23 protein-coding genes and 1 pseudogene are annotated in these 22,935 nt (G+C 72.9%); 14 read left to right on the top strand and 10 right to left on the bottom strand.

The window, feature by feature from the left end:
* Positions 1-75: 75 nt before the first annotated feature.
* The 5 genes from GH723_RS00545 to GH723_RS00525 are packed head-to-tail and all read left to right on the top strand — an operon-like array spanning position 76 to position 3,850.
* Entirely contained in the window at positions 76-1,374 is a 1,299-nt protein-coding gene (locus GH723_RS00545; protein ID WP_195210433.1) for an FAD-dependent oxidoreductase, read from the top strand.
* On the top strand, positions 1,371-2,264 hold the full coding sequence (gene sigJ, locus GH723_RS00540) for an RNA polymerase sigma factor SigJ (protein ID WP_153757822.1): 894 nt from the start codon (positions 1,371-1,373) through the stop codon (positions 2,262-2,264). Before GH723_RS00545 ends, sigJ begins: the two co-directional genes overlap by 4 nt.
* Before the next feature lie 19 nt (positions 2,265-2,283).
* Positions 2,284-3,135 carry an ATP-grasp domain-containing protein gene (locus GH723_RS00535; protein ID WP_153757821.1) on the top strand — a complete coding sequence of 284 codons (852 nt, stop codon included), beginning with the start codon at positions 2,284-2,286 and terminating at the stop codon, positions 3,133-3,135.
* The gene (locus GH723_RS00530) at positions 3,132-3,521 is read left to right on the top strand and encodes a fluoride efflux transporter FluC (protein WP_195210432.1); all 390 of its coding nucleotides are present in this window, start codon (positions 3,132-3,134) and stop codon (positions 3,519-3,521) included. The genes GH723_RS00535 and GH723_RS00530 overlap by 4 nt, the downstream gene beginning before the upstream one ends.
* Complete coding sequence (locus GH723_RS00525) at positions 3,518-3,850, top strand: fluoride efflux transporter FluC (RefSeq protein WP_153757820.1); 333 nt, start codon at positions 3,518-3,520, stop codon at positions 3,848-3,850. Before GH723_RS00530 ends, GH723_RS00525 begins: the two co-directional genes overlap by 4 nt.
* A 12-nt stretch (positions 3,851-3,862) precedes the next feature.
* Here GH723_RS00525 and GH723_RS00520 read toward each other — a convergent pair whose 3' ends face one another.
* Genes GH723_RS00520 through GH723_RS00495 form a run of 6 tightly spaced genes read right to left on the bottom strand, consistent with a single transcriptional unit; the run spans position 3,863 to position 9,179 of the window.
* Positions 3,863-4,879, bottom strand: a complete 1,017-nt coding sequence (locus GH723_RS00520; RefSeq protein WP_153757819.1) for a glycine betaine ABC transporter substrate-binding protein — start codon at positions 4,877-4,879, stop codon at positions 3,863-3,865.
* Positions 4,876-5,631 carry an ABC transporter permease gene (locus tag GH723_RS00515; protein ID WP_153757818.1) on the bottom strand — a complete coding sequence of 252 codons (756 nt, stop codon included), beginning with the start codon at positions 5,629-5,631 and terminating at the stop codon, positions 4,876-4,878. The genes GH723_RS00520 and GH723_RS00515 overlap by 4 nt, the downstream gene beginning before the upstream one ends.
* The gene (locus GH723_RS00510) at positions 5,631-6,308 is read right to left on the bottom strand and encodes an ABC transporter permease (RefSeq protein WP_229022938.1); all 678 of its coding nucleotides are present in this window, start codon (positions 6,306-6,308) and stop codon (positions 5,631-5,633) included. Before GH723_RS00510 ends, GH723_RS00515 begins: the two co-directional genes overlap by 1 nt.
* A gap of 3 nt (positions 6,309-6,311) precedes the next feature.
* Positions 6,312-7,460: an ABC transporter ATP-binding protein gene (locus GH723_RS00505; RefSeq protein WP_153757817.1), complete on the bottom strand. Its 1,149-nt coding sequence runs from the start codon at positions 7,458-7,460 to the stop codon at positions 6,312-6,314.
* Complete coding sequence (gene serS, locus GH723_RS00500) at positions 7,460-8,749, bottom strand: serine--tRNA ligase (protein WP_153757816.1); 1,290 nt, start codon at positions 8,747-8,749, stop codon at positions 7,460-7,462. The genes GH723_RS00505 and serS overlap by 1 nt, the downstream gene beginning before the upstream one ends.
* A gap of 25 nt (positions 8,750-8,774) precedes the next feature.
* The gene (locus GH723_RS00495; RefSeq protein WP_153757815.1) at positions 8,775-9,179 is read right to left on the bottom strand and encodes a VOC family protein; all 405 of its coding nucleotides are present in this window, start codon (positions 9,177-9,179) and stop codon (positions 8,775-8,777) included.
* Between the two features lie 142 nt (positions 9,180-9,321).
* Between GH723_RS00495 and GH723_RS00490 the strand changes: the two genes are divergently transcribed.
* From GH723_RS00490 to GH723_RS00475, 4 genes are all read left to right on the top strand, one after another.
* A complete protein-coding gene (locus tag GH723_RS00490; RefSeq protein ID WP_153757814.1) occupies positions 9,322-9,738 on the top strand; it encodes an FKBP-type peptidyl-prolyl cis-trans isomerase in 417 nt (138 codons plus the stop codon).
* Positions 9,739-9,785: 47 nt separating this feature from the next.
* Positions 9,786-11,516, top strand: a complete 1,731-nt coding sequence (locus tag GH723_RS00485) for a S8 family serine peptidase (RefSeq protein WP_153757813.1) — start codon at positions 9,786-9,788, stop codon at positions 11,514-11,516.
* 167 nt (positions 11,517-11,683) lie between these two features.
* Positions 11,684-13,069, top strand: a complete 1,386-nt coding sequence (locus GH723_RS00480) for an FAD-binding oxidoreductase (RefSeq protein ID WP_153757812.1) — start codon at positions 11,684-11,686, stop codon at positions 13,067-13,069.
* A 138-nt stretch (positions 13,070-13,207) separates the two neighbouring features.
* Entirely contained in the window at positions 13,208-14,527 is a 1,320-nt protein-coding gene (locus GH723_RS00475) for an HNH endonuclease (RefSeq protein ID WP_229022937.1), read from the top strand.
* Between the two features lie 308 nt (positions 14,528-14,835).
* On the opposite strand, the pseudogene GH723_RS00470 reads toward GH723_RS00475, so the two are convergent.
* A pseudogene (locus GH723_RS00470) lies at positions 14,836-15,711 on the bottom strand (poly(ethylene terephthalate) hydrolase family protein); the annotation flags it as partial.
* A gap of 186 nt (positions 15,712-15,897) precedes the next feature.
* Here GH723_RS00470 and GH723_RS00465 point away from each other — a divergent pair.
* From GH723_RS00465 to GH723_RS00450, 4 genes are all read left to right on the top strand, one after another.
* The gene (locus tag GH723_RS00465) at positions 15,898-16,842 is read left to right on the top strand and encodes an alcohol dehydrogenase catalytic domain-containing protein (RefSeq protein WP_153757809.1); all 945 of its coding nucleotides are present in this window, start codon (positions 15,898-15,900) and stop codon (positions 16,840-16,842) included.
* 72 nt (positions 16,843-16,914) lie between these two features.
* Positions 16,915-17,931: a DUF7064 domain-containing protein gene (locus GH723_RS00460; RefSeq protein ID WP_153757808.1), complete on the top strand. Its 1,017-nt coding sequence runs from the start codon at positions 16,915-16,917 to the stop codon at positions 17,929-17,931.
* Positions 17,928-18,902 carry a phosphotransferase family protein gene (locus GH723_RS00455; protein ID WP_195210430.1) on the top strand — a complete coding sequence of 325 codons (975 nt, stop codon included), beginning with the start codon at positions 17,928-17,930 and terminating at the stop codon, positions 18,900-18,902. Before GH723_RS00460 ends, GH723_RS00455 begins: the two co-directional genes overlap by 4 nt.
* Complete coding sequence (locus tag GH723_RS00450) at positions 18,899-19,255, top strand: DUF6285 domain-containing protein (protein ID WP_153757807.1); 357 nt, start codon at positions 18,899-18,901, stop codon at positions 19,253-19,255. The genes GH723_RS00455 and GH723_RS00450 overlap by 4 nt, the downstream gene beginning before the upstream one ends.
* A gap of 9 nt (positions 19,256-19,264) precedes the next feature.
* On the opposite strand, the gene GH723_RS00445 is transcribed toward GH723_RS00450, so the two are convergent.
* Positions 19,265-20,065: an enoyl-CoA hydratase/isomerase family protein gene (locus GH723_RS00445; RefSeq protein ID WP_153757806.1), complete on the bottom strand. Its 801-nt coding sequence runs from the start codon at positions 20,063-20,065 to the stop codon at positions 19,265-19,267.
* A 43-nt stretch (positions 20,066-20,108) separates the two neighbouring features.
* A complete protein-coding gene (locus tag GH723_RS00440) occupies positions 20,109-20,831 on the bottom strand; it encodes a sulfite exporter TauE/SafE family protein (protein ID WP_153757805.1) in 723 nt (240 codons plus the stop codon).
* Between the two features lie 87 nt (positions 20,832-20,918).
* Here GH723_RS00440 and GH723_RS00435 point away from each other — a divergent pair, with 87 nt between their 5' ends.
* On the top strand, positions 20,919-21,827 hold the full coding sequence (locus tag GH723_RS00435; RefSeq protein WP_153757804.1) for an SDR family oxidoreductase: 909 nt from the start codon (positions 20,919-20,921) through the stop codon (positions 21,825-21,827).
* Positions 21,828-21,861: 34 nt separating this feature from the next.
* On the opposite strand, the gene GH723_RS00430 is transcribed toward GH723_RS00435, so the two are convergent.
* Positions 21,862-22,899, bottom strand: coding sequence for an LLM class F420-dependent oxidoreductase (locus tag GH723_RS00430; protein ID WP_153757803.1), 1,038 nt, complete (start codon positions 22,897-22,899; stop codon positions 21,862-21,864).
* Positions 22,900-22,935: the final 36 nt, after the last annotated feature.

Here is a 22,935-nt window from a genome sequence, read left to right as displayed (position 1 = left end):
AAGCACCACGGGGGGTGTCACACCTGGCGACGCCGCCTCGTCAGGTGGGTGTCGACGACCGAGGAGAGCGACGCCGTGAGCGAGACGAGGACCGAGAGGCGCAGGGACGTGATCGTGGTGGGCGGGGGCCTCGCCGGGCTCGTCGCGGCGTGCACCGCAGCGAGGGCCGGAGCCGACGTGCTGCTGGTCGAGGGTCGAGACCTCGGCGGCCGGGCGCGAACCGACCGCCGCCAGGGGTTCACGTTCAACCGCGGACCGCGTGCGCTGTACGTCGACGGTCAGGCTGCTCCCGTGCTCGCCGACCTCGGTGTGCGCACCGACAGGGGCGGCGCGCCCGACACCAGCGCCGCCCGCGGCCTCCGCGGCGGCCAGCTGCACGTCGTGCCCCAGGGGCCGATGAGCCTCCTGCGCACCACGCTCGTGTCGGCGCGCCAGAAGCCGACGGTCGCGGCGGTCACCGCCCGGATCCCACGCCTCGACCCCGAGCGGTTCGCCGGCCTCACCGCCGACCAGGCGATCGACCGGCTCCGGCTGCCGGCGGCCGGCGCCGACCTCCTCCGTGCCCTCGTCCGCCTGACCACCTACGCGGCCGCGACCGACGAGCTGGACGGCGTCGCCGCCATCCGCCAGCTCCAGCTCGGGCTGACGACGGGTGTGCGCTACCTCGACGGCGGCTGGCAGACGCTCGTCGACGACCTGGCGCGGCGGGCCACGGAGCTCGGCGTCGAGGTCCGCCGGGACACGGCGGTGCAGGCACTGGCACCGTCCGCGGACGGCAACGTGGAGGTCCGCACGTCCAGCGGCGACCTCCTCGCAGGCACCGCTGTCGTCGCCACCGGCACGCCCGCTGCCGCGACCGCGCTCCTCGGTCGGCCCGTCGCCGAGTCGGGCCGCCTCGGGCCACCGGCGCTCGCCGCCTGCCTCGAGCTCGGCCTCCGACGGCCGCCCGCCGTCCCCTTCGTGATCGGCATCGACGAGCCCGTCTACCTCTCCACCCACTGCCCGCCCGCCGACCTCGCGCCGGAGGGCGGCGCCGTCGTCCACGTGATGCGCTACCTGAGGTCCGACGACGCCGACCGGAGCGATGAGGTCCGCTCCGCCCTCCGGGCCCTCGCCGCCCGGGCCGGCATCGCGCCGGGCGACGTCGTCGAGGAGCGCTTCCTCGCCCGCATGACGGTGACCGGCGCCCTCCCCACCGCCGCCACCGGCGGCCTGGCCGGTCGGCCTCCCGTCGAGGACCCGACGCGTCCTGGGGTGCTCCTCGCCGGCGACTGGGTGGGCCCGGACGGGCTGCTCGCCGACGCCGCCGCGAGCAGCGCGGCGACGGCCGGTCGGCTGGCGGCGGCGAGGGGCGCAAGACTCGCGGTGGCATGAGCACGACCGGCTCCCGATCCCTCGACGGCGACCTGTTCGAGGCCGAGCGCGCCCGCCTCCTCGGTGTGGCGTACCGGATGACCGGCAGCCGGATCGACGCCGAGGACGTCGTGCAGGACGCGTGGCTGCGCTGGGAGCGCGCCGACCGCGCCACGATCGAGCGGCCGGAGGCCTGGCTGACGACGGTCGTGAGCCGGCTGGCGCTCGACCGCCTCCGCTCGGCCCAGCACCGACGCGAGGAGTACGTGGGCCCGTGGTTGCCCGAGGTGGTGACGACCGACCACGATCCGGCCGATCGCGCCGTGCTCGTCGAGTCGCTCACGCTGGGGTTCGTGACCGTCCTCGAGCGGCTCGGGCCGGTCGAGCGCGTCGTGTTCCTGCTCGCCGACGTGTTCCAGGTCCCGTTCGACGAGATCGGCGAGGTGGTCGGCCGTTCGCCCGCGGCGTGCCGTCAGGTGGCGTCGCGCGCCCGTCGACGGGTCGCCGAGGCCCGGCCGCGCTTCCGCCCGACCGACGACGACGCGTGGGCGGTCACCAACGCGTTCCTGACCGCGGCGGTCGAGGGCGACCTCGGCACCCTCGCCGCGGTCCTCGCCCCGGATGCCGTGGAGGTCGGGGACGGCGGCGGGGTGCGCCGGGCCGGACGGCGGCCGGTCGTCGGCGCCGACCGCGTGGCGCGCCTGGTCGTCAACCTCGCGCGCCGCGAGCTGCGTCCCTCGATGGAGGTGCGTCCCCAGCTCGTCAACGGCCAGCCCGGCGTCGTGGTCACAGAGGGGGACCAGATCGCGATGGTGCTGGCGTGCTCGGTCGTCGACGGGAAGGTCGACCGGATCTGGGCGGTGCTCAACCCGGAGAAGACCGGCGGCATCGACGCCGGTCCGCTCCTCTGACCACCCGTAGGCTCCGGGCATGCCGCACGTCGCCGTCGTCACCTGCCGCGAGCTGCCCGTGCCCTCGCCCGACGACGAGCTCCTGCTCGCCGCGCTCACCGACGGCGGAGCCACCACCGCGTACGTGGCGTGGGACGACCCGGCGTTCGACTGGTCCGAGCCCGATGTCTGCGTCATCCGCTCCACGTGGGACTACACCGCTCACCACGACGCCTTCGTCGCCTGGGCCGATTCGGTCCCCACCCTGTGGAACCGGCCGGAGGTCGTGGCCTGGAACTCCCACAAGCGGTACCTGCTCGACCTCGCCGACGCCGGCGTCGATGTGGTGCCGACCCGCCTCGTCCCGAAGGGCACCGACCTCGACCTGGCCACCGACCTCGCCCACCTCGTCGAGCTCATCGTGAAGCCGGCGGTGTCGGTCGGCTCGTGCGACACCTACCGGGTCGGCCCGGACCGGCCGCTGAGCGACGAGATCGTCGCCGACCTCGTCGCCCACCACGACCTGCTCGTGCAGCCGTTCGTGCGCTCGATCACCGACCCCGGCGAGACCGCGGTCGTGGTGATCGACGGCCAGGTCGCCCACTCGTTCGTGAAGCGGCCCGCCGACGGGGACTTCCGGGTCCAGCTGCAGTACGGGGCGCACAACACCCACGTCGACCCGACCGACGCGCAGCTCCACGTCGCCCGCACCGCGCTGGCGGCCGCCGAGGAGGCCACCGGGGCGGAGCTGCTCTACGCCCGGGTCGACATGGTCGACGTCGACGGGCGACCTCACCTGATGGAGCTGGAGCTCATCGAGCCCGACCTCTGGCTGCGCGAGGCACCGGGGTCGCTCGGACGGCTGACCGCCGCGATCCTCGACCGGGTGTGAGCGGCCGGGCGCTGCTGGTCGTCGCCGCGGTGCTCGGCGCGGCGACGCGCTGGGGCATCGGCGAGCTGCTCGACACCGGAACCGAGGGCGTCGGCTGGGCGACCCTGGTCGCCAACGTGCTCGGGTGCCTGCTGCTCGGCATCGCCACCCACGACGTCGTCGCCCGCCCGAGCCGGGCGCGCCTCGGCCGCTGGCAGGCGGCCGCCGCCGGCTTCTGCGGCGGGCTGTCGACGTTCTCCACGCTCGTCGTCCGCACGGCCGAGGCCCTCGGCGACGGCCGACCGGCCGACGGGCTGGCGGACCTGGCCCTCTCCGTCGGCGCCGGGCTCGCGGCCGTGGCGCTCGGCACCGCGCTCGGTCGGCGGCTCGTCGGAGCCAACCCGTGATCACGGTCGTCGGCTTCGCGCTGGCCGCCGCCGTCGGCGCCCTCGTCCGCTCCTCGGCGTCGCGGGCCAACCAGACGGTCCCGTACGGAACCTTCACGGTGAACGTCGTCGGGGCGTTCGCCCTCGGGCTGCTGGCGGACGTCGACCCGCCCGTCGCCACGGTCGCCGGCGTCGCGGGCGCCGGCACGCTGACGACGTTCTCGATGCTGTGCGTCGAGGCGGCACGCCTCTGGTCGGGAGGCGACCGGATCCTGGCCGTCGGCTACGTGGCCGCCAGCTGCGCGGCGGGCGTCGCCGCCGCTGCGCTCGGGATCGCGGTCGCCCCCTGACCGGGGTCGAGGTCAGCCCGCCAGGTCGGCGAGCGAGGTGATGCCGAGCTCCTCGGAGCGCTCGGGCGTCATGACGAAGATGTTCTGGTCGACCGCGGGCGACGGGTCGAGGGCGACGAGGCCGCTCTCCTCGAGGTACCCCCGCAGGAGCTCGGTGGTCTCCTCGCCGTCCGCGGTGGCCTCACCGGCGAACTCGTTGAGGAACTCGAGCGCCGACGCCGCGTACTCCAGCGTGAAGTTGATGTCGCCCGAGTCGAACGACGAGAACACGACGTCACGGAAGCCACCGAGGTCCTGGTACTCGACCGGGTACCCGCCGGCCTCGAGGGCCTGGCCGTAGACCTGGGCCAGCACGCGGCTCTCGGTGAAGTCCTGGGCACCGATCGTCACCGTGGGACCGTCACCGGTGGGCTCCCCGTTGCCGGAGAGCAGGTCGTTGTCCTCGAGCCACTGGGTGGCGACGTCCTCGGGGTCCTCGAGCTCGACGTCGACGAGTCGGTTCAGCTCGGTCAGGCCCTCGGTGTCGAGGGTGGCGGAGATCTCGTTCACGAGGGTCGTGAAGGCATCGCCGTAGGCATCGGCGAGCTCCTCGGACATGACGGGCACGATGTTGTCCGCCTTCACCAGGCCCTCCGGGTCCTCGAGGACGACCCAGCCCTCCTCGGAGACGGTCGGGTTGGTGGAGAAGAACACCGCGACGTCGATCTCGCCGCCACGCAGCGCCTCGGCGGTGAGCGGGCCGCCGCCGTCGAGGGACACGAAGTCGCCCTCGAGGTCGACGCCGTAGAGGTCACGCAGGCCGGGGATGCAGCCCGGGTTGGTCGGGCAGTCCGGGGGGCCGCCGAGGACCACGTCGGAGGCGGCGGCACCGTCGTCGCCGCCGTCGTCGCCGGTCGCCTCGGTGGTCTCGGTGCCGTCGTCGCCGGTGCCGGTGTCGTCGCCGTCGTCGTCGCCGCAGGCCGCGGCCACGAGCGAGAGCGCGGCGAGGAGGGCGAGCAGCAGCGCCCACGGTCGGTGTCGGAGGTTCATGTGACTGTCCTTCCCGGCACCGCCGGTGCCGTCTGTGTTGGGGTCTCGGAGCCCTCGTCGACGATCTCGGTCCCCCGTCGGGAGCGGCTCCAGGGCGTCAGGCTACGTTCCAGCAGAGAGAAGCCGACCTCGGTCAGGATCGCGAGCAGCGCGACGAGCAGTCCACCGGTGAGCATCTTGCCGTCGTCGAACTGCGCGATGCCCTCGGTGATGAACGAGCCGAGGGCGGAGAACCCGACCAGTGCGCCGAGGGTCGCCGTGGCGACGATCTGCACCGCCGACACCCTCAGACCGGTGACCATCAGCGGAATCGCGATCGGGAGCTCGACCTGCCAGAGCACCTGCCGCGCGGTGAGCCCCATGCCGTTGGCCGACTCGACGACCCCCGGGTCGACGCCGCGCACGCCCGTGTAGGCGTTCATGAAGATCGGCGGGATGCCGAGGAACACCAGCGGGACGAGCGTCGGCCAGAAGCCCAGGCCGAGTCCGAGCTGGATCGAGAGCGGGAACGCCAGGGCGAGGATCCCGAAGCTCGGGAGGGCCCGCCCGATGTTCACCACCGAGACGGCGGCGAGACCGCCCCGCTTGATGTGGCCGAGCACCACCGCCGGGGGGATCGCGATGGCCGCCGAGAGCACCAGCGCGAGCACCGAGATCCGCACGTGGGCCCACGTGCGCGTGGCGATGCCGTTGCGGCCCCACCAGTTCGACTCCGTCGAGAGGAAGTCCCACAGCTCGCCGAGCGCGTCCATCAGTGCCGCACCCCCCGCCGGGCCCACGGCGTCAGAGCACGTTCGACGAGCACGAGGGCGATGTCGATGGCGACCGCGAGCAGCACCGACAGGACGGTCCCGAGGACGATCGGCGTCGAGAACCGCCGCCGCAGGCCGTCGAGGATGAACACGCCGTACCCGCCCTCGCCGATGAGCGCGGTGATCGTCACGAGTCCGACGACGGTGACCGCGGCGATGCGGATGCCGGCCACGATCGTCGGCGTGGCCAGGCGCAGGTCGACGGCGACGAACCGTCGCAGCGGCGTGTAGCCCATGCCGTCGGCGGCCTCCTTCACCGCCGCGGGCACACCGTCGACGCCGGCGACGATGTTCCGCACCAGGATGAGCAGCGTGTAGCTGACCAGCGCCACCTGGGCCGTGACGAACCCGAGGCCGAGGATCGGCACCAGGAACGAGAACAGCGCCAGGCTGGGGATCGTGTAGAGGAACCCGGTGACCCACGTGATCGGGGCGTAGGCGGGGCGCCACGCGAGGGCGACGGCCGACAGCGCGATCGCGATGAGCAGCCCGATGCCCACGGCGACGACGGTGAGCTGGAGGTGGTTGAGCGTGGCCTCCCACACCTGGTCCCACCGCTCGCTGATCCACGACCACGAGACGAGCTCGTCGCGCAGCGAGGCCTGGGCGAGGAGCACGGGTCAGCCCCTCTCGTCGTGTCCGGCGGCGTCGGGGGAGATGCCCTCGCTGATGTCGGCGACGGTGAGCATCCCCTGGTAGCGGCCGTCGTCGTCGGTGACGACCGCGACCCGGGTGCGGGAGCCGACGATGCCGTCGAGCGCCTCGCGCAGAGGCGTGTCGGGCCGGACCTCGGCGAGGAACCCGTGCAGCGGCGCCTCGCCGACCGCGTCCACACCGTCGAGGTCGCGGCCCCACGTCCAGCCGAGCAGGCGGTCGCCGTCGCGGACGCCGATCCAGGTGAGGGCGTTGGCGGCCATCACGGCGAGGGCCTCCGACGGCGGCGCGCTGGCCTCGACCGCCCAGCCGGTGGTGAGGGCGACGTCGGCGACCGTGAGGAGGGCGAGTCGCTTCAGGCCCCGTTCCCGCCCGAGGAACTCCTCGACGAACGCCGATGCCGGAGCAGCCAGCACCTCGGCCGGCGGACCCTGCTGGGCGACGACGCCGCCCACCTGGAAGAGCACGACCTCGTCGCCGAGCTTGATCGCCTCGTCGATGTCGTGGGTGACGAGGACGATCGTCTTCTGCACGCGGCGCTGCAGCGCGAGGAGCTCGTCCTGCAGCCGGGCGCGCACGATCGGGTCGACCGCGCTGTACGGCTCGTCCATCAGCAGGATCGGCGGGTCGGCGGCCAGGGCCCGGGCCACGCCCACGCGCTGCTGCTGGCCCCCCGACAGCTCGGCCGGGTAGCGCCGCAGCATGGTTCGCTCCAGGCCGACCAGGTCGACGAGCTCGTCGACGCGCTCGGCGATGCGCTGCTTGCTCCACCCGAGCAGGTGCGGGACGGTGCCGATGTTGGCGGCGACGGTCTTGTGGGGGAACAGACCGATCTGCTGGATGACGTAGCCGATCTGGCGGCGCAGCTCGGCCTTCTTCATCGACAGGACGTCGCGGCCGAGCACCTCGATCGTGCCGTCCGTCGGCTCGATCAGGCGGTTGATCATCTTCAGCGTCGTCGTCTTCCCGCACCCCGAGGGCCCGACGAAGGTGACGATGCGCCCCTGCGGGACCTCGAGGTCGAGCGAGGTGACCGCCGGGGAGGCGGCACCGGGGAACCGCTTCTCGACGCCCGACAGGCGGATCGCGACGTCGCCGCCCTCTGTGGTGGCCATCAGCGCCGGCCGATGACCTCGACGCCACCCATGTACGGCTGCAACACCTTGGGGACCCGGATCGTTCCATCGGGCTGCCGATGCGTCTCGACGACGGCAGCCCAGGTGCGGGGCCAGCCCATCGCCGACCCGTTGACCGTGTGGATCACCTCGGGCGATCCGCCGCCGGCGGGCCGGAAGCGGATGTTCGCCCGGCGGGCCTGGTAGTCGCTGAACCAGGACACCGAGCTGACCTCCAGCCACATGTCGCAGCCCGGGGCGTAGGCCTCGACATCCCACGTGCGGGCCGCGGAGTTGCCGAGGTCGCCTGTGCACAGGTCGACCACCCGGTAGGCCAGGCCGAGATCGGCGAGGATCGACTCGCTGCGGGCGAGGACGTCCTCCTGGCAGGCGATCGCCTGCTCGGCGTTCGCTGCGTAGGCCAGCAGCTCGACCTTGTCGAACTCGTGGGAGCGCAGCACGCCACGGGTGTCACGACCTGCGGACCCGGCCTCGCGGCGGTAGCAGGACGTGTAGGCCATGAACCGCAACGGCAGGTCGGCCTCGTCGAGGATCTGGTCCCGGCCGAGGGACGTGAGCGGCACCTCGGCGGTGGGGATGGCCCAGAGGTCGTCGCGCTCCATGTGGTACGCCTCGTCCTCGAACTTCGGCAGGTGCCCGGTGGAGACCATCGTGTCGGTGCGCACGAGCGTGGGCGGCCGGATCTCCTCGTAGGCGTCGCCGTTGCGGTCGAGGGACAGCTGGACCATGGCGCGCAGGAGCCGGGCGCCGGGCCCGCGGTACATCGAGAACATGGCGCCGGAGATGCGCCCGGCGGCGTCCGGGTCGAGCCACCCGAGCTCGGCGCCGATGTCCCAGTGCGGCACGCGCTGGTGCTCGCCGTAGGCGTCGGGGTCGTAGCCCTCGGTGCGCAGGACCGGGTTGTCCGCCTCCGACGCCCCGTCGGGCGCGTCGGGGCTCGGCAGGTTCGGCATGCGGAGGAGACGGTCGCGCAGCTCGGCGTCGAGGGTCGTGACCTCGGCGTCGAGCTGCTTCTCGCGCTCCCCGGCGGCCTTGCTCTCGGCCTGCAGCCCTGCGGCTTCGTCCTTCTTCCCGTCGCGGAAGAGCGCGCCGACCTCCTTGGAGATGGCGTTGACCCGGGCCCGCAGGTCGTCGCGCTCGCCGGCCCTGGCCCGGCGGTCGGCGTCGAGGCGCAGGACCTCGTCGACCGACGACCCGTCGTCGCCCCGCCGTGCCAGCGCGGCCTTCACCGCGTCGGGTTCGGTCCGGATGCGTCGCAGGTCGAGCATCCGAAGACGGTACCAACCCCGGGTGTCAGGCCTCCTCGGTATCGATCATCCAGGACACGCCCCACCGGTCGACGAGGGCACCGAAGCCCTTGGAGAAGAACGTGGCCTCGAACGGCATCTGGACCTCGCCCCCTTCGGCGAGCGCGTCGAAGACCCGCTTGGCCTCGGTCTCGTCGGGCGCGCCGAAGGTGACCGCGAGGCCGACCTTCGGACCGCCGTCGCCCGTCGGGTCGTCGGACCCCATCAGCGTGGCGTCGCCGACCTTCAGCGCCGCGTGCATGACGTGGTGGTCCTCGGCGCCCGGCATCTCGGACCCCTCGGGGACCTCGGCGTGGGTCATGATCTCGAGCTCGCCGCCGAACACCTGCTGGTAGTGCTCGAAGGCCTGGCGGCAGTCACCGCTGAAGAAGAGGTAGGCGTAGAAGCTCATCGTGGGCTCCGTTTCGTCGTGGACGGTTCGTGGGTGGATGGTGGTGTGGAGACGCACCGGGCCCGCCGGACTCATCGGCGCCACGTTGGGAGGTCCGGCGCCCGTCCCTACCGTGGGATGCTCGCCAGCGAAGGAGACCGGCATGCCCAGCACCGGAGACAAGGTCCGCATCCACTACACGGGGAGGACCGAGGACGGCGCCACGTTCGACTCCTCCGAGGGTCGTGAGCCGCTCGAGTTCACCGCCGGGGTCGGCGAGATCATCCCCGGCCTCGACAACGCCGTGCTCGAGATGGCCGAGGGCGAGACCCGCACCGTGACCATCCCGCCCCAGGAGGCCTACGGCGAGCACCAGCCCGGCCTGGCCCAGACGGTCGACCGCGCCCAGCTCCCCGAGGGCACCACCGAGGGCATCCCGCTGCGCGCCCAGGTCGACGGTCAGGAGATGACGCTCTGGGTCACCGAGCTCGGCGAGACCACCGCGGTCGTCGACGCCAACCACCCCCTCGCGGGCAAGACGCTCGTCTTCGACGTGGAGCTGGTCGCCGTCGGCGCCTGACCGCCGCCAACCCTCATGCACGGGGCGGACGGGGCCGATGGACGAGCATGGCCCGCCGCTCCGTGCTCCCGCTCGCGACCATCCTCGCCGTCTCGCTGCTCGGCGCCGCGCCGGCCGGGGCCGGTGAGGACCGCGCGCCAGCGCTCGACGAGCTCGCACCGGCCGAGGTCGCACCCGCCGGGCACACGGTGGTGGCGGCCGTCGAGCGCGTCGGTGACGACCTCGACGTCGTCCGCTACGCCGTGCCTGCGACGAACGACCCTGCCGCCGCGGTCCGGTCGCTGACGGCGGACCCCGACGTCGTCGCCGCCGAGGAGGACGGCACCTGGTCGCTCGTCGGCTCCGCCCGCGCCGACGTGTCGCTCGGCAGCCTCGGCGACCCGCTCCGCAGCAGCCAGTGGCAGCTCGCCGCGGTCGGCGCCGACCGCGCCTGGGACCGCTCGGCCGCCGGGACCGTGGTCGCCGTCCTCGACACGGGCGTGCAGGCCTCCCACCCCGATCTCGCCGGCCTCGTCCTCACGGGCTGGTCCGTCGTCGACGACGCCCCCACGACGACCGACTTCGACGGCCACGGCACCTTCGTTGCGTCGATGATCACCGCGACCCACGGCAACGGCCTCTTCCTGTCGGCGACGGTCCGTGACGTCGCCATCCAGCCGGTCGTCGTCTGCGCGGGGACGGTCTGCTCGATGTCCCACGTCGCCGAGGGGATCCTCTGGGCGGCCGACAACGGGGCCGACGTCATCAACATGTCGCTCGCCGGGACCACCCGGTCGACGGTCGTCGAGGCCGCCATCGCCGAGGCCCGGGCCGAGGGCGTCGTCGTCGTCGCCGCCACCGGCAACCACGGCGCCGACGGCAACCCCGTCGAGTACCCCGCCGCCATGCCCGGCGTCATCGGTGTCGGCGCCACCACCAGCGACGACGGCTACGCCTCCTTCTCCACCTGGGGCTCACAGGTCGACCTCGCCGCACCGGGCGCGAACGTGGTCGGACTCAGCCGGACCGACTGGGAGCCGGGTGCCGGCACCTCGTACGCCGCGCCGATGGTCGCCGGCGCCGCCGCCCTCGCCCGCCACCTCGATCCGTCGCTCACCCCCGACCAGATCGAGCAGCTCCTCGAGTCGACGGCGCGGGACGTCCACACCGCGGGGCGCGACGCCCGCACCGGCGCCGGTGTCGTCGACATCCCCGAGCTCGTCGCCGCCGTCACCGGCACGCCGGCCACGCCCGCCCCGATCCCGCCGTCGACGTTCCTCGACGTGCCCCGATCGGGCACCTTCTTCTCGACCCCCGTCGCCTGGGCCCAGCACCACGGCTACACGACCGGCGCCGGCGGCAACCTGTTCCTCCCCCACCGCGAGATCACCCGTGCCGAGGCCGTCACCATGGTCTGGCGCATCCGGGGTGGTCCGACCGGCGCGCCGGCCGCGGGGTTCGACGACGTCCCGAGCGGGACGTTCTTCACCACGGCGGTGGACTGGGCGCGCTGGCGGGGCATCACCACCGGCGTCGGCGGGAGCAACCGCTTCGAACCGCACCGCACGATCAGCCGCGCCGAGCTGCTGACCATGCTCTGGCGCGTCGAGTCGACCCCGCCGGCACCCCTGTCCGGCTTCGACGACGTCGCGTCGACCTCGTACTACGCCCGCGCCGTCGGCTGGGCACGCGACGCCGGCGTCACCACCGGGGTCGGCGGGACGAACTCGTTCCTGCCCGACCGGGCGATCACCCGCGCCGAGGCGTTCACCCTCCAGCACCGCATCGCCACCGGCTGAGCTCCGGGCGACGGGCTCCCGACGCGCCGTACGCTGCGCTCAGGCCCGACGCCAGGAGGTCGCCGCATGTCCGAGCCGAGCACGAGCGTCCCGGGGCGGTTCGCCGGACGCACCGCCATGGTCACCGCGGTGCTCCTGGCCCCCGCCGGCGGCTGGTCGACGCTCTGATGGCGGTCGATCCGAGCCAGGTCGAGGACGCGCTGGCCGCCGTCGTCGGCGCCGCCCACGTCGAGGTCGGTGACGCGGTCGGCGTGGACCTCACCCACGACGAGGCGCTCGGGCTCGGGCCGGTGCGGCCCCTCGGCGTCGTCCACCCGGGGTCCACCGACGAGGTCGCCGCAGTCGTCCGGTGGGCCGCCGATGTCGGGGTGCCGCTCACCGCTCGGGGCTCCGGGACCGGCCTGTCCGGCGCGTGCCTCCCGCGGTCCGACGGCCTGGTCGTGGCGTTCGACCGGATGGCCGACATCGTCGAGATCGACCCCGACGACCAGGTCGCCGTCGTCCGGCCCGGCGTGACGCTCGCCCAGCTCGACGCCGAGACGGACGCTCACGGCCTCGTGTACCCGGTGTTCCCGGGCGAGAGCTCCGCCAGCCTCGGCGGCAACGTCGCGACGAACGCCGGCGGGATGCGGGCGGTCCGCTACGGCGTGACCCGCCACAACGTCCTCGGCCTCACCGCGGTCACGGGCAGGGGCGACGTGATCCGCACCGGCGGCCGGTTCGTGAAGTCGACCTCCGGCTACGACCTCACCCAACTCGTCATCGGCTCGGAGGGGACGCTCGCCCTCACCACCGAGGCGATCCTGCGCCTCCACCCCCGCCTCACCCACGGGGCCACGATCCTCGTGCCGTTCCCCGACCTGGAGCACATCGCCGCCGCCGTCCCCCGCGTGGTCGCCTCCGGCATCGGTCCGACGATCCTCGAGTACATCGACCTCGTCACCATGGGGGCGATCACCGCCAACGTCGGTCTCGACCTCGGCGTGCCGCCCGACGTGCAGGCGGCGGCGCTCGCCTACCTGGTCGTCGTGCTCGAGAGCCGGACCGAGGCGCGGGTCGAGGAGGACACGGCCGAGCTCGCAGCGCTGGTCGGGGCGATGGGCGCGCTCGACGTGTACGTGCTGCCCTCCGGCGCGGGTGCCGCCCTGATCGATGCCCGGGAGAAGGCCTTCTGGACGGCGAAGGCCGCCGGCGCCCACGACATCGTCGACGTCGTCGTGCCCCGCAGTCGCATCCCGGACTACCTCGCCCGCTGCCAGGAGCTGGCCGCGCAGCACGAGTCGCTCGTGGTCGGCTGCGGTCACGCCGGGGACGGGAACGTCCACCTCTCAGTCTTCCAGCCCGACGACGAGGTCCGCAGCCGGCTGATGTCGGCGGTCCTCGGCACCGGCGTCGAGCTGGGCGGTGCGGTGTCGGGCGAGCACGGGATCGGCCGGTCGAAGAAGCGGTACTTCCTGGAGTCCGTCGACCCGACGGCCGTCGAGCTGATGCGCGGGATCAAGGCCACGTTCGATCCGGCGGGCGTCCTCAACCCCGGAGCGATCTTCGACTGACGGCGGCCCGTCACTGTCACACCCCCTTCGTAGGGTGGGTGCAGGTGGTCGGGTCGGTGTTCTTCCCCGTCCGGTTCGGTCGCCGTGTTCGTCGGCTTCGGTGCCGGCTTGTGTGATGGCGATGGCGGAGGTGCGGCTGTGGTGCTGCTCGATGTCGGGGAAGCAGATGTGGGTCCGGTGGATCCGGGTGTGGCGCTGTCGGCGTTGGCCCGGGCGATCGATCTGCTCGGTTCGGTCGATCTCGATGTGCTGGACGCCAGGTCGGAGATGGGGTTGGTGCGCGACGTGGAAGTCCTCCGTCGCCGCATCGACGCCGTGACCGACCATCTGGCGGGGCATCTGGACCGCTCGCAGGCGTACGCAGTGGACGGGTTGGCCTCGGCGGCGGTGGCGGTCCGGCACCTGGGCCGGTTGCCGCACGGCGAGGCGCGGGCGCGGGTGCAGTGCGCGCGGGTGCTGCGAGACGTGCCGGCGCTGGCTGCGGCGCATCGGGCGGGTGAGGTCCCGACCGGTCACGTGCGGGCGGTCGAGCGGGTGGCGCGCAACCCTCGAGTCGTGGACCTGCTGCCGCTCATCGAGGACGTGCTCGTCGAGATGGCGCGCCGCGAAGGTCATGAGGGGTTCTGTCGTTGGTTGCGGGAGTGGGAACGCCTCGCCGATGTCGACGGCACCGAACACGACGCCGAGACGTCCCACGAACGGCGCCACGCCTCGGTCGTCGAGAACCTCGACGGCGGGTTCACCCTCACCGGCGGGTTCGGCAACCTGCAGGGCGCCGCCATCGCGGAGACCTTCGAGTGGTTCGCCCGCGCCGAGCTCCTCGCCGACTGGGCCGACGCCCGCACGCGGCTCGGCGACGCCGCGACCGATGCCGACCTGGCCCGCACTCCCGCGCAACGCCGCGCCGATGCGCTCGCCGCGATCTTCGCCCGGGCGGCCTCCACCGTCGGCCGGGCGGTGCCGCTGGTCAACATCGTCGTCGATCTGGACACCTTCGAGACCGCCCTCACCGGCACCGACAGCGCATTCGACCCGAGTGGGCCTCGTGTGTGCCGCACCGTGTCGGGGGTGCCCCTCGCCCCGTCCGACGTGGTCGCCGCGGCACTGGCCGGCCAGGTCCGCCGGGTGATCATCGACGCCGACTCCAACGTGATCGACCTCGGACGCCGCCAGCGGTTCTTCACCGGATCGGCCCGCGACGCGGCCGAGCTCACCAACTCACTGCAGCACCCCGACGGGCTGCGGTGCATCTGGAACGGCTGCCACCGCCGACACGGCCTGCAGATCGACCACACCATCGACGCGAGCCGCGGCGGACCCACAGACCAAGCCAACGCCGCGGTGCTCTGCGACACCCACAACCGCCTCAAGAACCACGGCTGGCACCCCACCCGCGCACCCGACGGCACCTGGACCATCCACCGCCCCGACCGCACACCCACCACACCACCCGCATGACCGCACGCCGGACGCGCACGACCCCGCCTCGCCGGGGCAGGTGTCCGGCGGGCGGGGTCGCGGTTCAGCTGGGGGTCAGCTGAGAGCTACGGGCAGCTGGACACCTCTGTCCAGCCTCCGGAGATGGACTGGAGGGAGACGTAGTTGAAGTAGCTGTGGCTGCCCAGGTTGTCGCCGCTGCCGACGGCGTAGGCGGTGCCCCAGACGTTGGTGGCACGGCCGGCGTCGACGTGGTTGCGGGTGTGGGTGCGGACGCACTCCCCGCCCGGCGTACCGGGGTCGCCAGGATCACCGGGGTCGACGGGGCTGTAGGGGCAGGTGCTGCGGTAGTCGCTGATGTCCCGGTCGGCCGTGTGGTTCGGGCCGCACAGGAACTGGTCGTAGCGGGTGTCGTTGTCGACGAAGCGCTTCAGCCAGGAGATGGAGTACGCCGCGATCGTCGTGTTGTTGGAGTTCGGGGCGAAGTGGCTGGCGCCGTCGAGCTCCAGGTAGGCCTTGTCCAGCGAGGACGGCAGACCGTTGTAGAGCGGGATGGCGTGCGAGCTGGTCGAGGCCACGGAGTCGTTCTCCGCACCGACGACGAGGGTCGGCACCTGCACCGAGCTCCACGTCTTGCGGGTGTGCCACGGGGTCAGCGGGATCGACGCCTTCAGCGAGGACCGGTCGGAAGAGGCCTCGATCGAGCCGCCACCGCCCATCGAGTGGCCCATGACGGCCATGCGGCTGTCGTCGAGACGCGCCTGGACGGCGCTCGAGCTGTCGTCGGCCAGGTAGTCGGCCGCGGCGAGGAGCTGGTCGGCACGGCTGCCCGGCTGGTCGAAGCGCCCGTTCGTGTCGATGGTGAACACGACGAAGCCCTGCGAGGCGAGGCGGTGGCCCAGCCAGCTCATCGAGCTCTGGCTCGCGGTGAACCCGGGAGCGACGACGACGCCGCCGAAGGTCTCGTTGGTGCCCGTCGGGTAGTAGATCGTGCCGCCGCCGAAGCCGGACACGAAGCTCGACACCGAGGTCGTCGTCGTGGAGTACGGCCCGCGCAGCGCCTCGATGCTCGACTGCGTCGGGTTCGGACCCCGCTGGTACGGGTTGCTCGCCTGGGCGTCGGCCCCCGGTGAGAGGGCGAGGCTCGCGAGGAGCATCGCGATGATGGCGACGAACGTCTGTCGCCGTCGTGCGGTGGTGGTCATGTGTGGTTTCCCCTTCATGGTCGCGTCGCCGGTGGCCCGAGCCTCGGTCGGCTGACCTCTGTTCCGCCGAACCCCCGGTGTGTGGCCAACCACGCCCTGCCCCCGCGGTTAGCTGACAGCACGGTACGTCAAACGTTGGTTTGTTGACAAGGGTCACATCGGCGCGGTCGGTCTACCGTGGCCGCCATGCACGCAGCGACGATCGTGGACGGACGCATCGAGTGGCAGGAGCGACCCGATCCGGTCCCCGGCACGGGCGAGGTCCTGGTGGCGGTCCGCGCTGCCGGGCTGAACGCCGCCGACCTCCTCCAGCGCGCCGGTCGCTACCCCGCCCCGCCGGGATCCCCAGCCGACGTCCCCGGCCTCGAGGTCGCCGGCGAGGTCGTCGCCCTCGGGCCCGGCGCCGTCCGGTTCGAGGAGGGCGACCGCGTGATGGCGGTCGTCGGCGGCGGCGCCCAGGCCGAGCGCCTCGTCGTCCACGAGCGCCACCTCGTCCCGATCCCCGACGGGGTCGAGTGGGCGGTGGCCGGCGGGTTCCCGGAGGCGTTCACCACCGCGCACGACGCCCTCTTCACCCAGGCCGGCCTGGCGATGGGCGAGCGGGTGTGCGTCCACGGGGCGGCCGGCGGCGTCGGCACCGCGGGGGTGCAGCTGGCGGTCGCGGCCGGCGCCGAGGTCGTCGCCACGGTGCGCGACGCCTCTCGGCGCGACGCCGTCGCCACGCTCGGGGCCACGGTCGTCGACCCGGAGGGCTTCGGCGACCACGGCCCCTTCGACCTGGTGCTGGAGCTGATCGGCGGCGACAACCTCGGCGCCGACCTGGCGGCGCTCGCACCCGGCGGGCGCATCACGGTCATCGGCGTCGGCGCCGGCGCCAAGGTCGAGGTCAACCTGCTCGCGCTCATGGCGGCGCGCGGCCGCATCCACGGCTCGACGCTGCGGGCCCGGTCGCTCGAGGACAAGGCGGCCGCGGCCCGAGCCGTCGAGCGGCACGTGATCCCCCTGCTGGGGTCGGGTCGGATCACGGTGCCGATCGACGCCACCTTCCCCCTCCACGAGGTCGAGGCCGCCTACGAGCACTTCGCGGCGGGCGGCAAGTTCGGGAAGGTGGTCCTGCTCAGCGACGCCTGAGACGCGGGCGGTGCTCGCGTGAGAGCATCGACCGGACACGCGGCCGGGGACCGCCGCGGGAAGGGACCGACCATGGCCAGGTACCGGCTCGAACCGCAGGACGAGCACATGCACCCGTTGGAGGAGGCCACCAACTTCAACGAGTCGATGTACTTCAACGTGTACGACCCGACCGAGCGCATCGGTGGCTTCTTCCGCCTCGGCAACCGCGCCAACGAGGGCTACGCCGAGATGACGACGTGCCTGTACCTGCCCGACGGGAGGGCGGCCTTCATGTTCGCCCGACCGCCGATCGCCGACAACGACGCCTTCGATGCCGGGGGCATGCGCTTCGACGTGGTCACGCCCTTCGAGGAGCTGAGGGTCGCCTACGACGGCAAGGTCGTGCTGCTCGACGATCCGCTGGCGATGGCCGACCCGAAGCAGGCGTTCACCGAGAACCCGTGGGTCGACTGCCACGTCGAGCTCACCTACCGGGGGGTGTCCCCGATGTTCGGCGGCGAGCCTGTCAACGACGACGGCACCCCCATCGAGGAGACGGGTGAGGGCTTCGCCCGCGGGCACTACGAGCAGCACGTCGCGGGCAGCGGTGTCATCCGCGTCGGCGACGACGAGTGGCCGGTCGACGGCTTCGGCCTGCGCGACCACTCGTGGGGCCCGCGCTTCTGGCAGAGCCCGTGGTGGTACCGCTGGCTCACCGCCAACTTCGGCGACGACCTCGGCTTCATGGTCTCGATCGTCGCCTCGCGCGACGGCTCGGCCCGCATCGGCGGGATGCTGCTGCGTGACGGGCGGTACGAGCCGATCGTCGACGCCACCATCGACACCGACTGGACCGACGAGGGCGACTACCACGAGCGCATCCGCGCCGTCGCCCGCACGGCGTCGGGGGAGGAGCTCGAGATCGGCGGCGCGGTGCTCAACCTCGTGCCCCTCCGCAACCGGCGCACCACGCCCGACGGCGACCAGCTGATGACCCGCATCTCCGAGGGGATGACCGAGTGGACCCTCGACGGGCGCACCGGGTACGGGCTGTCGGAGTACCTGGACCAGATCATCGACGGGCGCCCGGTGGGCCTCACCGGGTGAGCGAGCGGCTCGACCCCGACGCCCTGGCGGCAGCCGCCGAACGCCACCTCGGCGCCGGCACGAGCGTCGAGGGCCTACGGCGGCTCTCGGGAGGGGCGTCGCGGGAGCTGTGGTCGTTCCGCGCCACCTCCCCCGACGGATCGGCCCACGACCTGGTCCTGCGGCGCGATCCGCCGGGGTCGACGACGCCGGTCGACGAGAGCCGGCTGCTCGCTGCCGCAGCGGCGGCCGGCGTGCCCGTGCCCGCGGTGCGCTTCGTGCTCGATCCCGACGACCACCTCGGTCGGGGCTTCGTCATGGACGCCGTGGAGGGCGAGGCCCTCGGTCGGCGCATCGTCCGCGACGACGCCTACGCCGGGGCGCGGCAGGTGCTCCCTGCGCAGTGCGGCGAGGCCCTCGCCCGCGTCCACAGCATCGGCCTCGCCGACAGCGGCCTGGCCGCGCGCGTAGGCGACGACCACCCGGCACTCCGCCAGCTCGACGACCTCCACCGCGTGGTCGACGACCTCGGTGCGGTGCGCCCCGTGCTCGAGGTGGCGTTCCGCTGGCTGCGCACGGACCCGCCGCCGTGCGACCGCCAGGTGGTCGTGCACGGCGACTTCCGGGTCGGCAACCTCATCGTCGGGCCGGAGGGCCTGCGGGCCGTTCTCGACTGGGAGCTGGCCCACGTCGGCGACCCGGCCGAGGACGTCGGCTGGATGTGCGTGCGCTCCTGGCGCTTCGGCGGTGCGGGGCGCGCCGGGGGTGTCGGTGGGCTCGACGACCTCCTCGCCGGCTACCGGGCGGCCGGCGGCCAGATCGACGTCGACGCCGTCCACTACTGGGAGGTGTTCGGCAACCTGCGATGGGCGGTGATCTGCCTCATGCAGGTCGGCGTCCACCTGTCCGGGGTGCGCCGCTCGGTGGAGCAGGCGGCGATCGGCCGCCGCGTCGCCGAGGTGGAGCACGACCTCATGGAGCTCCTCGCATGACCCAGCCGCGTCCGACCGCCGTCGAGCTGCTCGACGCCGTCCGCTCCTTCCTGGAGGAGGACGTCATGGCCTCCGTGGAGGGGCGGGTGCAGTTCCACGCCCGGGTGGCGGTGAACGTGCTCTCGACCGTCATCCGCGAGCTCGAGCAGGGCGACATCGCCGAGGCCGCCGAGCGTGCGGGTCTCGTCGACCTGCTCGGCCACGACGGGCCGCTCGACGAGCTGGTGGAGGAGCTGGCCGGCGCGATCCGCGACGGCTCGATCGACGTCGCCGACCCGGCGCTGCTCGCCCACCTGCGCGCCACGGCCCGAGCCGACGTCGAGATCGCCAACCCGCGGCACGCCGCCGACTGACGGGCGGGCCTACCGGCCTTCGTAGCGGGGGTCGCGCTTCTCCACGAACGCCGCCACACCCTCGGCGAAGTCCTTGGTGCGGCTGAGCACCCGGAACTCGGCCATCACGTGGTGGGCGTTGGCGTCGAAGGAGGCGTCGAGGCCCAGCCGCATGCTCCGCTTGGTGGCCTGCATGGCCAGCGGCGCCTGACGGGCCAGCCGCCTCGCCCACTCGCGGACGGTGTCGTCGAAGTCGTCGGCGGGCACGACGGCGTTGACGAGTCCGAGCCGTGCCAGATCGTCGGCGCGGAGCTTGTCGCCGAGCATCGCCACCTCGCACGCCCGCTGCCAGCCGATGAGCCGGGGCAGCAGCCACGTGCCTCCGCTCTCGGGCACCACGCCCCGCTGGATGGGTGGCGACATCGAGGCGTGCTCGGACGCGACGATCAGGTCGCAGCCGAGCGCCATGTCCATGCCGTAGCCGGCCGCGGGACCGTTCAAGCCGCAGAGCACCGGCGTGTCGAGGCGGCGCAGGACGAACGGCGGCGAGTCGTCGAGCCGCGTCGGTGGGGCGCCACCGCCCGAGCCGGCGTCATCGGAGCCACCGCCGAGGCCGCCGGCCGACACGGCCTGCAGGTCGAGACCGGCGCAGAAGCCACGGCCTGCACCGGTCAGCACGATGGCGCGCACGTCGCGGCGCGCGTCGCACTCGACGAGGATGCGGGACAGCTCCCGCAGCATCGGGCCGCTGATGGCGTTGAGCCGGTCAGGTCGGTTGAGCGTGATGGTGGCGATGTGGTCGGACGTGTCGACCAGCACCTCGTCGGTCATCGGTTCCCCCCTGTGCGATGTCTCGGGACACCGTAGGTGCGAGCTACCAGAGCGCGTCGACCACCACGACGCCGGCCGAGACGGCGGAGAACGCGAGCACCGCGGGGCGCAGCCACCGCCGCTCGAGCAGGGCGTGGAAGCGCCGGCCCGAGCGCGAGCCGAGGACCACGAAGGGGATGCTGGCCGCGCCGAGGAGCACGCCGTCGCGCGGGATGGATCCGGAGACGGCGAGGGTCGTGACCGAGAGGATCGTCCCGAGGAAGAACGTCGCGGCCAGGGTGGCGCGCATGACCGGACCGGAGTGCCGCTGGTACAGCAGCGCCACCGGCGGCCCGCCGATGCCCGCCGCGGTGCCGGTGATGCCGGACACGAACCCCGCGCCGACCTGGGTCTCGCGCCGGACGGGGATCGGCGGGGCGGTGATGCTCGCCAGGACCATCAGCAGCACGACCGCGCCCACGAACAGCTGGAGGTCCCGGGTCGAGGCGGCGACGACGACCGCCGCGCCGGCTGCGCTGCCCGGGACCCGGCCGACGAACAGCCAGAGGACGCCGGAGCGGTCGACCGACGCCCGCTCGTAGCGGGCCATCACGACCGAGATCGGCACGCCGAGCAGGATCGCGGCGATCGGCAGCGTGTCCGGTGCGACGAGCGCGATGACCGGCACGCTGACCAGGTTCATCCCGAACCCGATGGCGCCCTGGATGGTGGCGCCGAGCAGCACGGCGGCGAGCACCGCTGCCCACGCCACGATCGACAGGTCCACGGGCGGGACGGTACCAGCGGCCTCGGACCGGGATTGGGTGTCCTATATTCGGCGGCACCACGAGGACGAGCCCTGGGAGGGGACCACATGGGTGCACTGGACGGACGGGTCGCGATCATCACGGGGGCCGGCCGCGGCGTGGGGCGCGAGCACGCGCTCCTCTTCGCTCACGAGGGAGCGAAGGTCGTCGTCAACGACCTCGGCGGTGCCGAGGACGGCAGCGGCAGCGACGCCACCCCTGCCGACGAGGTCGTCGCCGAGATCCGCGCCGCCGGCGGCACCGCCATCGCCAACCACGACGACGTCGCCGACTGGGAGGGTGGGCAGCGCCTCATCAACGCGGCGATCGAGGAGTTCGGCGACCTCCACGTGCTCGTGAACAACGCCGGCATCCTGCGGGACCGGATGCTCGTCAACATGACCGAGCAGGAGTGGGACGCCGTCATCCACGTCCACCTGAAGGGCCACTTCGTCCCGACCCGCTGGGCCGCCGCCTACTGGCGGGAGAAGGCCAAGGCCGGTGAGGAGGTCAAGGCGTCGATCATCAACACCAGCTCGACGTCGGGCCTGTTCGGCAACGCGGGTCAGACCAACTACGGCGCGGCCAAGAGCGGCATCGCCTCGTTCACGACGATCCTCCAGGACGAGATCGGCCGCTACGGGGTGCGGTGCAACGCCATCGCCCCCGCGGCGCGGACGCGCCTCACGATGACGATCCCCGGCGCGGCCGACCGCATGGGGCCGACCGACGAGGGCTGGGACCCGTCGGATCCCGCCAACATCGCCCCGTTCGTCGCCTACCTGGCCACCGAGGAGTGCCGCATCGCCGGCAAGGTCTTCTTCGTGCGCGGCGGCGAGGTCCACATGTTCAAGCCGTGGTCGATCGTCGACGCCGTCACCAAGGACGGCTACTGGGAGGTCGAGGAGCTCGCGGCGGCCGCCGACAAGTGGGCCGACGTCGAGTTCGACCTCGGCCGCCCGTTCCGCAAGGGCTGAAGCCCGGGCTCCCCTGGCGCGAGGGCCTGGGCCGTCAGTCGGCCCAGGCCTTCACCTTCTCGAGGACGCCGATCGGATCGTCACCGATCGGCGCGACCGACAGGGCGGTCACCCCGGCGTCCTTGTAGGCCTGGACCTGCTCGCGCACGAAGCCCTCGTCGCCGAACAGCGAGCTGGCCCGGAGGAAGTCGTCGGGGATGGCCGCCGCCGCCTCGTCCTTCTTGCCGGACAGGTAGAGGTCCTGGATCTCCTTGGCCTCCGCCTCGTAGCCGTAGCGGCAGAACAGGTCGTTGTAGAAGTTCTTGTCGCGGGCGCCCATGCCGCCCACGTAGAGGGCGACCATCGGGCGGTTGGCGTCGCGCACCTTCTTGGCCGTCTCCTCGTCCCCGAAGCCGATGGCGCCGCCGGCGACGATCTGCAGGGGCCCGAGGTCGGAGGACCGCTTGGCGAAGCCGGCCGCGAGGTCGTCGCCCCACACGTCGTTCGCCTTGTGTGGGTTGTAGAAGATCGGCAGCCAGCCGTCGGCGAGCTCCGCGGTCATCTGCACGTTCTTCGGGCCGAGCGACGCCACGTAGATCGGGATGTCGGCGCGCTGTGGATGGGTGATGATCTTCAGCGCCTTGCCGAGGCCGGTGCCCTGACCCTCGGGCAGCGGCAGGTGGTACGCCTTGCCGTCGTACTCGAGGCGCTCGCGGCGCCAGACCATGCGGCAGATGTCGATGATCTCGCGGGTGCGCTGGAGCGGCCGGTCGTAGGGGATGCCGTGGAAGCCCTCGATCACCTGCGGGCCCGACGCACCGAGGCCGAGCACGGCACGGCCGCCGGAGATCTCGTCGAGGCCGGCCGCGGTCATCGCGAGCAGCGTCGGCGTGCGGGTGTAGATCGGCAGGATGCCCGACGCGATCTCGATGCGCTCGGTCTTGGCCGCGATGTAGCCCATGAGGGTCGGGGCGTCGTTGCCGTAGGCCTCGGCGACCCACACCATGTCGACACCGGCCTTCTCGTAGGCCTGGACCTGCTCGACGGCGGCCAGGAAGCCCCCGGCGTAGCTCATCGACATGCTCAGCTTCATGGTCGGTCCCCTCGTCGTCCCTTGGCGAATGAGCAC

The sequence above is a fragment of the Actinomarinicola tropica genome, assembly GCF_009650215.1.
GTDB classification, from domain to species: domain Bacteria; phylum Actinomycetota; class Acidimicrobiia; order Acidimicrobiales; family SKKL01; genus Actinomarinicola; species Actinomarinicola tropica.
This window is presented reverse-complemented; position numbering and strand designations above follow the sequence as displayed.